This window comes from Synechococcus sp. BL107 (assembly GCF_000153805.1).
GTDB lineage: Bacteria > Cyanobacteriota > Cyanobacteriia > PCC-6307 > Cyanobiaceae > Parasynechococcus.
In genome coordinates this window covers 2,136,088-2,148,850 of record NZ_DS022298.1, presented here as the reverse complement: position 1 = coordinate 2,148,850, position 12,763 = coordinate 2,136,088, and the positions used below count along the sequence as shown (strand labels likewise).

13 protein-coding genes are annotated in these 12,763 nt (G+C 54.0%); 5 read left to right on the top strand and 8 right to left on the bottom strand.

What is annotated here, in order from left to right:
• The 3 genes from BL107_RS11245 to BL107_RS12770 form a co-directional block, all read right to left on the bottom strand.
• Nucleotides 1–579, bottom strand: a complete 579-nt coding sequence (locus tag BL107_RS11245) for a nicotinate-nucleotide adenylyltransferase (protein WP_009790487.1) — start codon at nucleotides 577–579, stop codon at nucleotides 1–3.
• 1 nt (nucleotide 580) lies between these two features.
• On the bottom strand, nucleotides 581–1,873 hold the full coding sequence (locus BL107_RS11240; RefSeq protein WP_037989044.1) for a GTP-binding protein: 1,293 nt from the start codon (nucleotides 1,871–1,873) through the stop codon (nucleotides 581–583).
• A 290-nt stretch (nucleotides 1,874–2,163) separates the two neighbouring features.
• Entirely contained in the window at nucleotides 2,164–2,337 is a 174-nt protein-coding gene (locus tag BL107_RS12770) for a hypothetical protein (RefSeq protein WP_009790485.1), read from the bottom strand.
• A 209-nt stretch (nucleotides 2,338–2,546) separates the two neighbouring features.
• Between BL107_RS12770 and BL107_RS12765 the strand changes: the two genes are divergently transcribed.
• On the top strand, nucleotides 2,547–2,774 hold the full coding sequence (locus BL107_RS12765) for a hypothetical protein (protein ID WP_156779461.1): 228 nt from the start codon (nucleotides 2,547–2,549) through the stop codon (nucleotides 2,772–2,774).
• 231 nt (nucleotides 2,775–3,005) lie between these two features.
• Here BL107_RS12765 and BL107_RS11230 read toward each other — a convergent pair whose 3' ends face one another.
• Nucleotides 3,006–4,001 (bottom strand): CNNM domain-containing protein, encoded by a 996-nt coding sequence (locus BL107_RS11230; protein WP_009790482.1) that lies wholly within the window; start codon nucleotides 3,999–4,001, stop codon nucleotides 3,006–3,008.
• Between the two features lie 87 nt (nucleotides 4,002–4,088).
• Here BL107_RS11230 and BL107_RS11225 point away from each other — a divergent pair, with 87 nt between their 5' ends.
• Complete coding sequence (locus BL107_RS11225) at nucleotides 4,089–5,414, top strand: aminopeptidase P N-terminal domain-containing protein (RefSeq protein ID WP_009790481.1); 1,326 nt, start codon at nucleotides 4,089–4,091, stop codon at nucleotides 5,412–5,414.
• Here BL107_RS11225 and BL107_RS11220 read toward each other — a convergent pair.
• The gene (locus BL107_RS11220; RefSeq protein ID WP_009790480.1) at nucleotides 5,411–6,211 is read right to left on the bottom strand and encodes a TIGR01548 family HAD-type hydrolase; all 801 of its coding nucleotides are present in this window, start codon (nucleotides 6,209–6,211) and stop codon (nucleotides 5,411–5,413) included. The two genes, BL107_RS11225 and BL107_RS11220, sit on opposite strands and share 4 nt — an antisense overlap.
• On the opposite strand from BL107_RS11220, the gene BL107_RS11215 reads away from it, so the two are divergent.
• The gene (locus BL107_RS11215; RefSeq protein WP_009790479.1) at nucleotides 6,210–6,761 is read left to right on the top strand and encodes a 30S ribosomal protein PSRP-3; all 552 of its coding nucleotides are present in this window, start codon (nucleotides 6,210–6,212) and stop codon (nucleotides 6,759–6,761) included. The genes BL107_RS11220 and BL107_RS11215 overlap by 2 nt on opposite strands.
• Before the next feature lie 184 nt (nucleotides 6,762–6,945).
• Here BL107_RS11215 and atpC read toward each other — a convergent pair whose 3' ends face one another.
• Entirely contained in the window at nucleotides 6,946–7,356 is a 411-nt protein-coding gene (atpC, locus tag BL107_RS11210) for an ATP synthase F1 subunit epsilon (protein ID WP_009790478.1), read from the bottom strand.
• A 77-nt stretch (nucleotides 7,357–7,433) separates the two neighbouring features.
• A complete protein-coding gene (gene atpD, locus BL107_RS11205; RefSeq protein WP_009790477.1) occupies nucleotides 7,434–8,897 on the bottom strand; it encodes a F0F1 ATP synthase subunit beta in 1,464 nt (487 codons plus the stop codon).
• Nucleotides 8,898–9,140: 243 nt separating this feature from the next.
• Between atpD and groES the strand changes: the two genes are divergently transcribed.
• Nucleotides 9,141–9,452, top strand: a complete 312-nt coding sequence (gene groES, locus BL107_RS11200) for a co-chaperone GroES (protein ID WP_009790475.1) — start codon at nucleotides 9,141–9,143, stop codon at nucleotides 9,450–9,452.
• 72 nt (nucleotides 9,453–9,524) lie between these two features.
• Nucleotides 9,525–11,159, top strand: coding sequence for a chaperonin GroEL (groL, locus tag BL107_RS11195; RefSeq protein WP_009790474.1), 1,635 nt, complete (start codon nucleotides 9,525–9,527; stop codon nucleotides 11,157–11,159).
• A 150-nt stretch (nucleotides 11,160–11,309) separates the two neighbouring features.
• Here the strand turns inward: groL and BL107_RS11190 are convergent, their stop codons facing one another.
• A complete protein-coding gene (locus BL107_RS11190; RefSeq protein WP_009790473.1) occupies nucleotides 11,310–12,749 on the bottom strand; it encodes a hypothetical protein in 1,440 nt (479 codons plus the stop codon).
• Between the last annotated feature and the right edge of the window lie 14 nt (nucleotides 12,750–12,763).

Sequence of the window (12,763 nt, the reverse complement as noted above, 5' to 3'; positions counted from 1 at the left end):
CTAGAGGGTGGGATCGAGACCGTAAAGATTGTGCTCGAGCAGAAGGGGCCACACCGCACTGGGGACCTGCTCAGGCTGGGGGGCATGACGTTGCTCAGAGCTGGCGCTCGCTGGGATCTCCACATCCAACACTTCAACAGAGGCTCCGCATCGGCTCAAATCGGCCAGTGCCATCGCGGTGAGAGGCCAACCCTGGCGTGGAGCAATCGCCATGTGGCATTGGCTGAGCCACTGATCAGCTTGTTTCCAATGGGGGATTTGAGCGGCTAAATCGCTACCCACCACAAACACCAGGTTGTGTTGAGGCCAGCGTTGATGGGCGCGATGCAACGTCTCCATGGTGAATGGACTGCTGAGGTCTTGGGCGAGGTCCAGGTTTGAACTGTTCAGTTGTTCGACCAACGCTTTCAACAGCATGGCCCGCACGGACAGCGTTGCGCCGTGCTGCTTCATTGGGTTGTCGCTTGCCCATGTGGCCACGCGGTCGTAGCGATGCAGCAGCTGCTCAAGGAGAGCCTGGTGTCCTCGGGTTGGAGGGTCGGCACTCGTTCCGAAGAGGGCAATCCGCTGTTGCACCATTTCAAGGCAGCAACGGGCGGAGATCTTGCTGTGCACGCAATGGCCAGCGATGCAGCCAGTGACGCACGACGGGATCGCGTCGCGCCAAGCGTTGGAGTAGCGCTCCGGGTTGGCCACCCGATGGGTGGAGTAGGTGTTGGGCTACGAGTTGACCGGTGCGACGGCTTGCATGAACCGCCAGTGCCGCCTGGGCAAAGGCCACAGGTGCGGCGGGGGCCAGGCTGGTGCCGCCACTGATCGGCACCAACAACAACAGCATCTGCTTGAGCGCGCTGAGGCCGATTTGTATGCCCCCTAGGAGTGCGTTACTTCCAGATAAATGCGTGAGCAGTTGTCGGGCTGCTTTCGGTGTGAGAGGAAGGCCATAGAGGCGACTGAGTTGCACTACTAAGGCGGTGTCGCAGGCCATGCCCCCGGCTAGGTCAAAGGCGAGCACTGGGTTGATCGCCACCCCCGTCGCTTTGGCCGCGGCATATCGACCAATCAGACCTTGGGCGCTGCGGCGGTGTTGTTGAAGCCGCAGCTGTTGGCAGTTGCGCTGGAACTTATCGGCTTGTCGCAGGGCTTGGAGTGCGAGGAGCAGCACGCCTTCACGTTCGAGTTGGCCCTTCAGCTGTTGTTCTAGGGCCTCAACCTGGGCTGGGGTGCGTGCACTGCGAACGCGGCCATCGGGCTGGAGCTTGGCCTGCCGCGGTGCTGCGGCCACAACGGTGAGTGGCAGGTCTCCGGGAAGGCGTGAGCGAATGCTGTTGAAGAGTGCTGCGCGTTCCTGTGCCGGCCAGCGGTCGCTGCGGTTGAGCACCACATGTAAGGGCTTGCCGCTGCTGAGCAATGTTTGCAGCGCCTCGCGATCCGTCCGGGTGAGATCGCTATCGATCACAAGCAGAACCAAATCAGCCCCCATGGCCACCCGGGATGCCAATCGCGCTCGACCCGCGGCATTGATTTCATCGATCCCTGGTGTATCCACCAGCTCAACGCGGTTGAGGTCTGCGATTGAGCCTGGCCACACCACACCTCTCTGGCTCCGCGTACTGCCGTGGGCCACATCAGTGGCCAGTAGGGGCTCGCCAATGAGAGCGTTGATCAGACTCGACTTGCCAACGCCAACCCGGCCAAACACCGCGATTCGCAGGGTGCGTTGCTGCAGACGTTGCAATTGTCGATCGAGCTGGACGAGTTCTCCCCCCAGGAGTCCCTGTTCCCGCCGGGATAGGCGGAGGCTCTGGCGCCATTGATCGAGCAGTTCCCGGCAGCGCACCACGGTGGACGGTGGCACCGCGGAAGGATGCATGGATGAAGGTGGCGACCCTGTCACCGCTGGTCTTGCGTTGACAAAGCCTTCGGACAGGCCTGCAGAGTGAGCCGAAACAGCCTGGCTTGCTGTGATCTGGAATCGACCCTGATCCATCCCACCAGGTTAAAAGGCCACGCAAGCGACCAACGTGAGGTCATTCATGTCTGGATGTTGCTCTGACGACATGTCTCAGGGTTGTTCAAGGTGCGTTCTCCAGTAGAGGCTGCTTGTTGAGAGCCTGTTGTTCGGCGTCTTGGTCCAGCTACGCTGAAACTTGATTAGGCCAGTCAGCCAGGGGAGAATCCGTGATTCGCATTCTTCTTCTCTCGCTCATACTTCTTTTTACGATCCGTCAAATTAAAAAGATTTTTGCTGACGCAACGGTCGTTCAACACGACATCAGTGCCGACTCGGCGGTTGTTGATGTTGATGTAATTGTCGATGAGCAGAAGGATCACCATTCATCTAGCTGACCTGTTCTCAAGCCTTTGGATGGCAGAGCATGTTGCAACCGATACGAGTGTTCACTCGGCTTCGGGCTCAATTTTCTCGGGTTGTTGATCTGCGATCCCAAAGCGATTCCGTTATTTCGGTATTTGTTTCCATTTTTTTCTTGCAGCCGTTGTTTTTTGTGCCAATCCTGGCGTGTACGGACAATTTAAAAAACACCATGACCGTCCGACTAGAAAAACTCACTTCAAATGGTTGGGAGCATGATTCCAATCACTCAGATCTTCACAGTGCGACTAACCACGCCAAAGATTTGATCGGGCAGGAGTTGTCCACCTATCGCTTACTTCGTGATGACCGCGTGATGTTGTCGCTCATCACTGCGAAAGGGGTGATGTGGGTCAATGCAGACCTAGAAGTCCAAGGCAAAGCTTTGGTTCACGCGTAAATTTTTTTTTAATCAGTGATTCTTGATTTACTCGGTTCCAAAAGTATTGGGACCATTGTCCAAGAAGGCAAGCACCAACCCTTTCGTGCTGTTGCTTGCCCGATCAAGGGCCTCAACTATGACGAATCACAGATGAAAGACAACGACGTTCATCGTCGACAACGTCTGTCTGAAGTCGAATATGATTGTTGATGTGGATTGAGTTGGCTTGTTGAGGTCTGAGACCATCGCTTAGGCGGGTTTGCGCCACCATCCTGCTAATACCGCCAACACGGCTTCGGCTCCAATCACTCCAACAAATCCGCCGAACTCATCGACAACGACCCGTACTCCGCCGCTGTCTTTTCTGAAGCCTGTGAGTAGTCGATCGGCTCGGATCATTTCAGGTACGTAATCCACCTGCTCGCAAAGGTCGACCGGTGTTAGTAGGCCGCGGTTTTCCAGTAAAGCGGTGAGGAGATGTTCTCGGCTTGCAACGCCTAAAACCTTGTCCACTTGGTCGCCTAAGACCACCCACCATGGGGAATTGTTTTCCATCAGTCGAGTCCGTTGTGACTCAATGCTCAAGCTGCCATCCAGTGTTGGAGCAGCCACCCGGGGCGTCATCAAATCTCTTGCGGTGAGGTCGTTGAGTTGAAACACCTTGCCGATCATCGCGGCCTCATCCGCTTCGATTTCTCCCTTTTGGGAGCCAAGGCGAGCAAGGAGCCTGATTTCGTCTTCGTTGGTGCTGATTTCGGCTTCCGCTGTGAGAGCCGGCAAGATCCGCTCCAGGAGCACCACAAGCGGGCGTAACAAAATTCCCAGCCAATGCAGTAATGGCGCACTAGCGAGGGCCACAGGGAGGGCCAAGCGGCTACCCAAAGCCTTGGGAAGAATCTCCCCAAGCAGAATGACGAGAATCGTGAGGCCAATCGAAAACAGCGGCAGTGCCGCACTGTTCACACCGCGCTGCTCAAAAACCCAGGCGGCATAACCACCGAGCATCAAGCTGCCAAAAATATTGAAGCCATTGTTGGTAATCACCAGTGCAGACAGCGTTCTGCCGAGATGTTTCCGCAACTTGGCCAACCGCCGCGCTCCAGCCACAGGACGCTCGCGGGCGGCGAGCTCCTGGACTCGAATCGGATTCACCGTTAACAGTGCCGCTTCTACACCAGAGCACAGGGCAGAACCGAGCAGCACTATCAACACAAGCACGATCAGCACGAGAAGATCGGAGCTCATTGCTGACCAACACTCGGTCCATCGTATCCGTCGCGCTCAATCAGGCTTCGTGAACTGCCATCCTGAACAACACTCGCTCCCGCCGGTTTGACCGCGTTTGATCCTGGTATCCATGCGCTCAGGCGTGAGCGCTTCATGGAGCAACTAGGGGCTGCAGCGGCGGTGATTCCAGCCGCAGCTCTGACGACCCATCACGCCGATTGTGAGTGGCCGTTTCGCCAAGACAGTGATTTTTTCTATCTCACGGGCTTCGACGAGCCCGATGCGGTTGCTCTCTTGCTGCCCCACCGACCGGAGGGTGAGCGCTTCGTTTTGTTTGTCCAACCGAAGGATCCAGCGGCGGAGGTTTGGACAGGATTCCGTTGGGGGACGGAGGGGGCCTTGGAGCGCTATGGGGCTGACCTCGCCCATCCCCTTGATCAACTCCAGGAGAAATTGTCTGGTTATTTGAATGGAGCGGAAGCCATTGCATTCCGGATTGGTCGTCACCCAGCCGTTGAGCCACTCGTGCTTGCCGCTTGGGGGCGTCAGCTCGACATGTATGCACGCTCTGGAGAAGCGGCGTTTGGTTTGGTGGCGCCGACGCCGATCCTTCATCGTCTGCGTCTTCGCAAAGACCCGCACGAGCTGGCGCGGTTGCGCGATGCCTGTCGAATTTCCGCAGAAGCCCATGAACTGGCACGGGAGATGACCCGCCCTGGGATGAGGGAGTCGGAAGTGCAGGCGGCGATTGAGTCCCATTTTCGGGCCAGTGGGGCCCGGGGCCCTGCCTATGGATCCATCGTCGCCGGCGGCGATAACGCCTGCGTTCTTCATTACACCGCCAACACGGCCCCCCTGCAGGACGGAGATTTGCTCCTGATCGATGCCGGATGTTCCGTGGAGGACTATTACAACGGCGATATCACCCGCACATTTCCCGTTAATGGTCGCTTCAGCGCCGAGCAGCGTGAGCTCTACAGCCTGGTCTTAGCGGCCCAGGAATCGGCCATCGAGATGGTTCGACCGGGCGGAACGGCAGAAAACGTGCACAACACAGCGTTACGCACGTTGGTTGAGGGTCTCGTTGATTTGGGCCTTCTCGTTGGAGATCCCGATGGATTGATTGAACGAGGGGATTACCGCCATCTCTACATGCATCGCACCGGTCATTGGTTGGGGTTGGATGTCCATGATGTGGGGGCCTATCGGTTGGGTGAACGGCCCGCTGAATTAGAAACGGGCTTCGTGCTCACCGTGGAGCCAGGGCTTTACATCAGCGATCGCTTGGCAGTTCCCGAGGGTCAGCCCGAGATTGACGATCGGTGGAAAGGGATTGGCATTCGGATTGAAGATGACGTTGCCGTCACCGATCAGGGCCATGAGGTGTTGACCCACATCGCCCAAAAGAGTCTCGCCGCGATGGAGAGCTAGAGGAGACCGAGGAGATCCAGGGTGTGATTGAGCACCCGATCGGCGCCTGCTCTGCGCAGCGATTGCTGATAGGCAACCACGTTCTTCACGTGGGGAGGGCTAACGGCCAGGCTTTGCCAGGGCAGCTCTGGTCGGATCCTTCTGGCATTGACCACTGTGGTCACGTCAGCCACCGTGTCGCCGATGTAAGCGATGCGTTGTGGATGTTCACCGGCAGCGAGTTGCTCGGCTAGGCGGATCAACCCCGTTGGATCGGGTTTGTCTGGCGCGTCGCCCATCGCAATCAACGGTGGGTCGATTAATCCCAATCGCTCTTGGAGCACGAAGCGCGCGGAGGGCGGTTCCGCTCCACTGACAAAGCCCCAGCGCCAACCTTGACGACTGAGATTGGCGAAAAAATCTGGATCCACGAGCAAGGGCTCATTCCCGATGAAGCCCTTCCATTGGCTGGGATCACCGTTGGGATTACCACCAAAGTAAAAATCACTAAAAACCGAGATCAGATGGTTCCGATCTGGTGGTTCTCCCCCTCGGCGCCGCAGGAATTCGAGGCTGGCGTCCCAGTCGTTGTTCCAGAGGCCTTCCCCTTTCAGCGCGTCGATCTCCTCAGCGGATGGCCGCCATCCGCTGTAGTGCGCCACCGTCTCCTGGAGCGCCATGCGATAGCTGCCGGCCACATCACGGATGACTCCGTCGATGTCGAACAGAAGAATGGAAGGTGATCCCAGAGTTAAAGCTGAATAAAGCGGCTGGTAGGCTAGTTCTTCTTGTATTTCTGACTTGAGCGCTGACCCCATGACGGCTACCGAAGGCGCTGCCACCACCGACCAGGAGGTCGCGACTCCGGCCGCCGCTGCGGTTGAAGACGCCACCCAGGCAGCTGATCCCACTGAAAAGACTGCTGAAACTTCAGCAGACCCAGCGCCAGCAACCCCAGCCCCAATCAAAGCCGAGGGACGACCTGTTTTGACTGGTGCAGCAGCAGCGCTGGCATCCGCAACGATCGACGCCGATGGCGTTCCTTCTGGCTACACGCCAAAGGCTGATGAAGGTCGTTTTCTGCTGAAGATCCTCTGGCTCCCAGACAACGTTGCCCTCGCCGTGGATCAGATTGTGGGTGGTGGCCCAAGCCCCCTCACGTCCTACTTCTTCTGGCCCCGTGAGGATGCCTGGGAAACTCTCAAAACAGAACTTGAGGGAAAGAGCTGGATCACCGACAACGAGCGTGTTGAAGTTCTCAACCAGGCCACGGAAGTGATCAATTATTGGCAGGAAGAAGGCAAAGGCAAGAGCCTTGATGAAGCCAAACTGAAGTTCCCTGACGTGACGTTCTGCGGTACCGCTTGATCGCCCGTTGATCGGTTTGTGCGTAAAAAAAACGGCCTGCCTTTGCAGGTCGTTTTTTATGGAAATACTGAATCGACTGCGTTCTTTGCGAACCCAACAAAGCGCAAAAAAAGCCGGAAGCTCAGCTTCCGGCGAAGTTATAAAGAGCAATCGCTCTGCCCTTCAGGCAGGCAGCCATGGTCGGTCAGTCAGCCGACTTGCTGGCTTGCATGCGAGCACGCGCCTCATTGAGCTGCTGTTGGGCCTTCACCTTTTCAGCTGATGCAGGTTGACCTTCCATGCCAGCAACAGCGGACGTTGCCTTTTGAAAGTCTGCTTCCGCGGCGTTGGCATCGATGCTGCTGCCAAGCTCTGCTTTGTTCACCAAAACGGTGACTTCGTCGGAATCGACTTCCGCAAATCCACCCATCAAGGCGATGGAATTCCACGAGCCGTTCGCACGAACACGCAAAACACCAACGTCAATGGCCGTAAGCATTGAGATATGGCCAGTCAGAATGCCGAGCTGACCTGTGGTACTGGGCAGAATCACCTCATCGGCGCTGCCATCAAACACGTTCTGGTCTGGTGCCAGCACGCGGAGGGTGAGGGACATGAACCTGGGTTCGAAGGGAAGAAGAAAGGAAAACGGGCAAGTAAGAAGGGATGTGAGTCACATCCCCCGATCGTGAATTACTTGGATTCAGCAGCCATTTTCTGGGCCTTGGCCTTCACTTCTTCGATACTTCCTACGAGGTAGAAGGCCTGCTCAGGAAGATCGTCGAGGTCGCCAGCGAGAATTTGGTTGAAGCCAGTGATGGTTTCTTCCAATTTCACGTATTTGCCAGGCATGCCGGTGAAGATCTCAGCAACGAAGAAGGGCTGGGACAGGAATTTCTCCACTTTGCGAGCCCGGTCAACGGTTTGACGGTCGTCTTCGGAGAGTTCATCAAGGCCAAGGATGGCAATGATGTCTTGAAGTTCCTTGTAACGCTGCAGGGTGGACTGGACGGCGCGGGCCGTTCTGTAGTGCTCGTCTCCAACCACGGCGGGCTGGAGCATCGTGCTGGAGGAGTCCAGAGGGTCCACAGCTGGGTAGATCCCTTTGGAAGCCAAAGCACGGTTCAGAACCGTTGTGGCGTCCAGGTGAGCAAAGGTGGTAGCTGGTGCTGGGTCGGTGAGATCGTCGGCAGGCACGTACACAGCCTGGATCGACGTGATCGAGCCTTCCACGGTGGACGCAACGCGTTCTTGAAGGGTTCCCACGTCGGTACCAAGGGTGGGTTGGTATCCCACAGCGGATGGCATTCGGCCCAGAAGAGCAGATACCTCAGAACCGGCCTGAACGAAGCGGAAAATGTTGTCAACGAACAGCAACACGTCTTGCTTGTTCACGTCGCGGAAGTGCTCAGCCATGGTGAGGGCTGAGAGGCCGACACGCATGCGCGCACCGGGGGGCTCGTTCATCTGGCCGTAGCAGAGCGCCACCTTCGACTTAGAGAGGTCATCGGCGTTGATCACGCCAGATTCCTTGAATTCCTCATAGAGGTCGTTGCCTTCCCTTGTACGTTCGCCGACACCACCGAACACAGACACACCGCCATGTTCTTTGGCGATGTTGTTGATCAATTCTTGAATCAGAACGGTTTTGCCAACACCAGCACCGCCGAACAAGCCAACTTTTCCTCCTTGGCGGTAGGGAGCGAGAAGGTCGATCACCTTGATGCCGGTTTCAAACACCTTCGGCTTGGTTTCCAGCTCAGTGAGCTTGGGCGCCTCACGATGAATTGGAGCCGTGGTTTTGGTTTTAACAGGACCTTGCTCATCCACGGGTTCGCCGAGGACGTTGAAGATGCGACCCAGAGTGGCTTCGCCGACGGGAACTGAGATCGGAGCGCCGGTATCGACGGCTTCCATGCCGCGAACCAACCCGTCAGTGCCGCTCATGGCCACGGCGCGGACGCGGTGGTCACCAAGGAGCTGTTGCACTTCGGCGGTGAGGGCCACGTCTTGGCCACTCGTGTTCTTCGCTTCAACACGAAGTGCGTTGTAGATCTTGGGCAATTTCCCGGCGGGGAATTCCACGTCCAGAACCGGGCCAATCACTTGGCGGATCACGCCTTTGGTGCCAGCGGATGCAGGAGCAGAAGCGACCATAAGTAAGGAGAGTTACGGGATCAGGCGCAGCGCGCTCGAGACCCATTCAGAGCGGCGCAACCATACCACCGCTGTGGCGGCTGATCAGCCCGCAGGCAAAAGTCCGTTCTGTTCGGTCACCCGCACAGTCGTCTTGTGGTGCGTGGGGGGTGTCTTTGCATACGTTGGCAGTCAACGGCCCTGAGTGCCAACTCGTGTTTATGCGAGTCCCTCAGTGCTTTGTCCCTGCTTTTGCAACAACTCATGGCTGCTGTTTCCCTCAGCGTCTCCACGGTTAAACCCCTTGGCGACCGCGTCTTCGTCAAGGTTTCTGAGTCGGAAGAAAAAACTGCCGGTGGCATTCTTCTGCCCGATACCGCCAAGGAAAAGCCTCAAGTTGGTGAGGTCGTTCAAGTCGGCCCCGGTAAGTCCAATGAAGACGGCAGCCGTCAGTCACCTGAGGTTGGTATTGGCGACAAAGTTCTGTACAGCAAGTACGCCGGTACCGACATCAAGCTCGGCAGCGATGAGTACGTCTTGCTTTCCGAAAAGGACATCCTCGCAATCGTTAACTAATTCGGTTGACGACGCGCTGAGGTTTTGAACCCTTGGCTGCAATTAACACTATTTTTTTAGGACACAATTTCCATGGCTAAGCGCATTATTTATAACGAGAACGCCCGTCGTGCTCTCGAAAAAGGCATCGATATCCTTGCCGAATCTGTTGCCGTCACCTTGGGTCCAAAAGGGCGCAACGTGGTTCTTGAGAAGAAATTTGGATCTCCTCAGATCATCAACGATGGTGTCACCATCGCGAAAGAGATCGAGCTGGAAGATCACATCGAGAACACTGGCGTTGCTTTGATCCGTCAGGCCGCATCCAAAACCAACGATGCCGCTGGTGACGGCACCACAACGGCTACCGTCCTGGCCCACGCCATGGTGAAGGCCGGTCTCCGCAACGTCGCTGCAGGTGCGAACGCCATCACCCTCAAAAAAGGTATTGATAAGGCGTCCGATTTCTTGGTCGGCAAGATCAAGGACATGGCCAAGCCCATTGCTGACAGCAATGCCATTGCCCAGGTCGGCACGATTTCTGCAGGCAATGACGAGGAAGTCGGCAAAATGATCGCCGATGCCATGGACAAAGTTGGCAAGGAAGGGGTGATTTCCCTGGAAGAAGGTAAATCCATGGAGACAGAGCTCGAAGTCACCGAGGGAATGCGTTTCGATAAGGGATATATCTCCCCTTACTTCGCCACCGACACCGAGCGGATGGAAGCTGTCCTCGATGAGCCTTACATCCTTCTAACAGACAAGAAAATCGGTCTTGTTCAAGATCTCGTTCCTGTGCTCGAGCAAATTGCACGCACCGGAAAACCTCTTCTGATCATTGCTGAAGACATCGAAAAAGAAGCCCTCGCCACCCTTGTGGTGAACCGTTTGCGCGGTGTGCTGAATGTGGCAGCGGTGAAGGCTCCCGGTTTCGGTGATCGCCGTAAGGCCATGCTTGAAGACATGGCTGTGCTGACGAATGGTCAGCTGATCACCGAAGACGCTGGTCTGAAACTCGAGAACGCCAAGTTGGAGATGTTGGGCACAGCCCGTCGCATCACGATCAACAAAGACACCACCACCATCGTTGCCGAAGGTAATGAGGCTGCTGTTGGTGCTCGTTGCGAGCAGATCAAAAAGCAGATGGACGAAACCGACTCCACCTATGACAAAGAAAAGCTGCAAGAGCGTCTGGCCAAACTGGCTGGTGGTGTTGCGGTCGTAAAAGTGGGTGCGGCGACTGAAACCGAGATGAAGGACAAAAAGCTTCGTCTGGAAGATGCCATCAATGCCACCAAGGCAGCCGTGGAAGAAGGCATCGTTCCAGGTGGTGGTACCACCTTGGCTCACCTGGCTCCTGCCCTCGAAGAGTGGGCCAATGGCAACCTCTCCGGCGAAGAGTTGATCGGTGCCAATATTGTTGCGGCAGCTCTAACAGCCCCACTGATGCGCATCGCTGAAAATGCTGGTGCCAATGGTGCTGTGGTCGCTGAAAATGTTAAGTCCCGCTCAAACAACGAGGGCTATAACGCTGCCAATGGCGACTATGTCGACATGCTGGCGGCTGGAATCGTTGACCCTGCCAAGGTAACGCGTTCTGGTTTGCAGAATGCTGCCTCAATTGCTGGCATGGTGCTCACCACTGAATGCATTGTTGCTGACCTTCCTGAGAAGAAAGACGCAGCACCTGCCGGCGGTGGCATGGGTGGTGGTGACTTTGATTACTAGATTTCTAGACCTTTATAAATTAAGGTCTTAAATCACTAATTTTATAACGGAGAAAGTATTTCTTTCTCCGTTTTTTATGTCATTTTTTATTGGAAGGTTAATTTAAACCAATTTGCTAAGGCTGTCTTTTCGTTATTATAGGTTTTGCGATTATTTCTTCAGCTTCAACATGTCTGCAGTCATGTTGATAATGACTTGCACGTCTATGCTGTAGCTGATGAATCCAAGGCCTGCTGGCTTTGCTTCTATATTTTTGCCCTTTGTAAATAGGTTGCCAACATCATTGACGAGCGATTTGTTGACTAGCTTTACGGTTGTATTGTTAATTCCCATCGAAAAAACACAATGCTTTTCATTAGAATGCAAGATGCCTGGCTTTTTGCAAAAGCGATGAGGAGTTAACTGACCTGCTCCAGCATTTGCGATGAAAAAGTCAACGGACTGACATTGTTGGATTTTTTTTCGATAAGTTTGCCCAACAAGATTTACGATGTGCGTATTTGAAAAAGGCAATAATTTTTGCCTTATGGAATTGACAATTTCAAGATCCTGACTGATCCCGGTTTGTTTCATCCCCTTAATGGGATGATCATTAGTGGTGCATTCGTATTGTGTATAGCCATCAATAAAAAAGACAAATGAATCGAACCATGGTTTTAGTTGTTGGACGAGAGCCGGTAGAAAATCTTCCTGCTCAACCCATATTCTTTTTTGCCCAGAAATGCCAAACCAAAGTGTAAGAGTTTTATTTTTTGCCGGTAATTGTTTGAGTGTGCGGATGGCTTGATTCCATCGATAATTAATGATTCCACCATACAGGTCTTTTAAGCTGTCTTTATAGACTATTTTTTCCATCTGATCTGAATATTTATCAAGTTTTATCCCCAATTGATTCGATCCAATAACCAATGGAAACATAGAAAATGTAGGATAATTTTTGGAGAAAGATGGATTCCTTTTATAGTATTTTGGGGCGAAAAAAGATTTGTCACTAACTATTGGCTTTTTGGTTTGTAAATGTATTAGCCACTTGAGTTGATCGTAGAAGTGGTGATAAGGTCTTGTTTGGTCTAGCAGGTAGCCGGAAAATATCGCTTTCTCAATCCCGCATTGTTTCGCATCGGCCTTGTCTTCAGCTTTAAAGACTCGCTTGATTGCAGCGAGCAGTAACTCGTCATTGACCGAAGATTTGTGTTTGCCTGAATATGTTGACGAAAAAATAGCATCAACGAATGAAGTACATTGACATAAAATCCATTGATTTTGGCCGCTTGAATCATAGAAAAAAATAAAGTTGCACATCCCTTGACGTATGCTTTTTGCTGCAAATGTATCTATAGCCTCTAAGAACGGATGAGGGAGAAATAAAAATTTTTTTTGCTTGTCAATTGTTTTAACTATTTCGAGGGTTGTTTCTGCTTCTTTCTTTTCTATCGACTTAATTAGTTTTTTCCAAAATGGACTGCGGGTTTTTCGAACCAGAGAACTTGGTAGTTTTCGTGGAATATGAATTTTGTTTTTTATCACCGTTTCTCGCTCAAAATTTTCTTCCATCTTGTTCTCTATAACCCTTGTAGTATGATTATACATGCATGATGCTTGAT

Coding starts and splice junctions, on each gene's coding strand:
- BL107_RS11245 (WP_009790487.1), bottom strand. CDS start 579: ATGGTGCAACAGCGGATTGCCCTCTTCGGAACGAGTGCCGACCCTCCA.
- BL107_RS11240 (WP_037989044.1), bottom strand. CDS start 1,873: ATGCATCCTTCCGCGGTGCCACCGTCCACCGTGGTGCGCTGCCGGGAA.
- BL107_RS12770 (WP_009790485.1), bottom strand. CDS start 2,337: ATGGTGATCCTTCTGCTCATCGACAATTACATCAACATCAACAACCGC.
- BL107_RS12765 (WP_156779461.1), top strand. CDS start 2,547: ATGACCGTCCGACTAGAAAAACTCACTTCAAATGGTTGGGAGCATGAT.
- BL107_RS11230 (WP_009790482.1), bottom strand. CDS start 4,001: ATGAGCTCCGATCTTCTCGTGCTGATCGTGCTTGTGTTGATAGTGCTG.
- BL107_RS11215 (WP_009790479.1), top strand. CDS start 6,210: ATGACGGCTACCGAAGGCGCTGCCACCACCGACCAGGAGGTCGCGACT.
- BL107_RS11220 (WP_009790480.1), bottom strand. CDS start 6,211: ATGGGGTCAGCGCTCAAGTCAGAAATACAAGAAGAACTAGCCTACCAG.
- atpC (WP_009790478.1), bottom strand. CDS start 7,356: ATGTCCCTCACCCTCCGCGTGCTGGCACCAGACCAGAACGTGTTTGAT.
- atpD (WP_009790477.1), bottom strand. CDS start 8,897: ATGGTCGCTTCTGCTCCTGCATCCGCTGGCACCAAAGGCGTGATCCGC.
- groES (WP_009790475.1), top strand. CDS start 9,141: ATGGCTGCTGTTTCCCTCAGCGTCTCCACGGTTAAACCCCTTGGCGAC.
- groL (WP_009790474.1), top strand. CDS start 9,525: ATGGCTAAGCGCATTATTTATAACGAGAACGCCCGTCGTGCTCTCGAA.
- BL107_RS11190 (WP_009790473.1), bottom strand. CDS start 12,749: ATGTATAATCATACTACAAGGGTTATAGAGAACAAGATGGAAGAAAAT.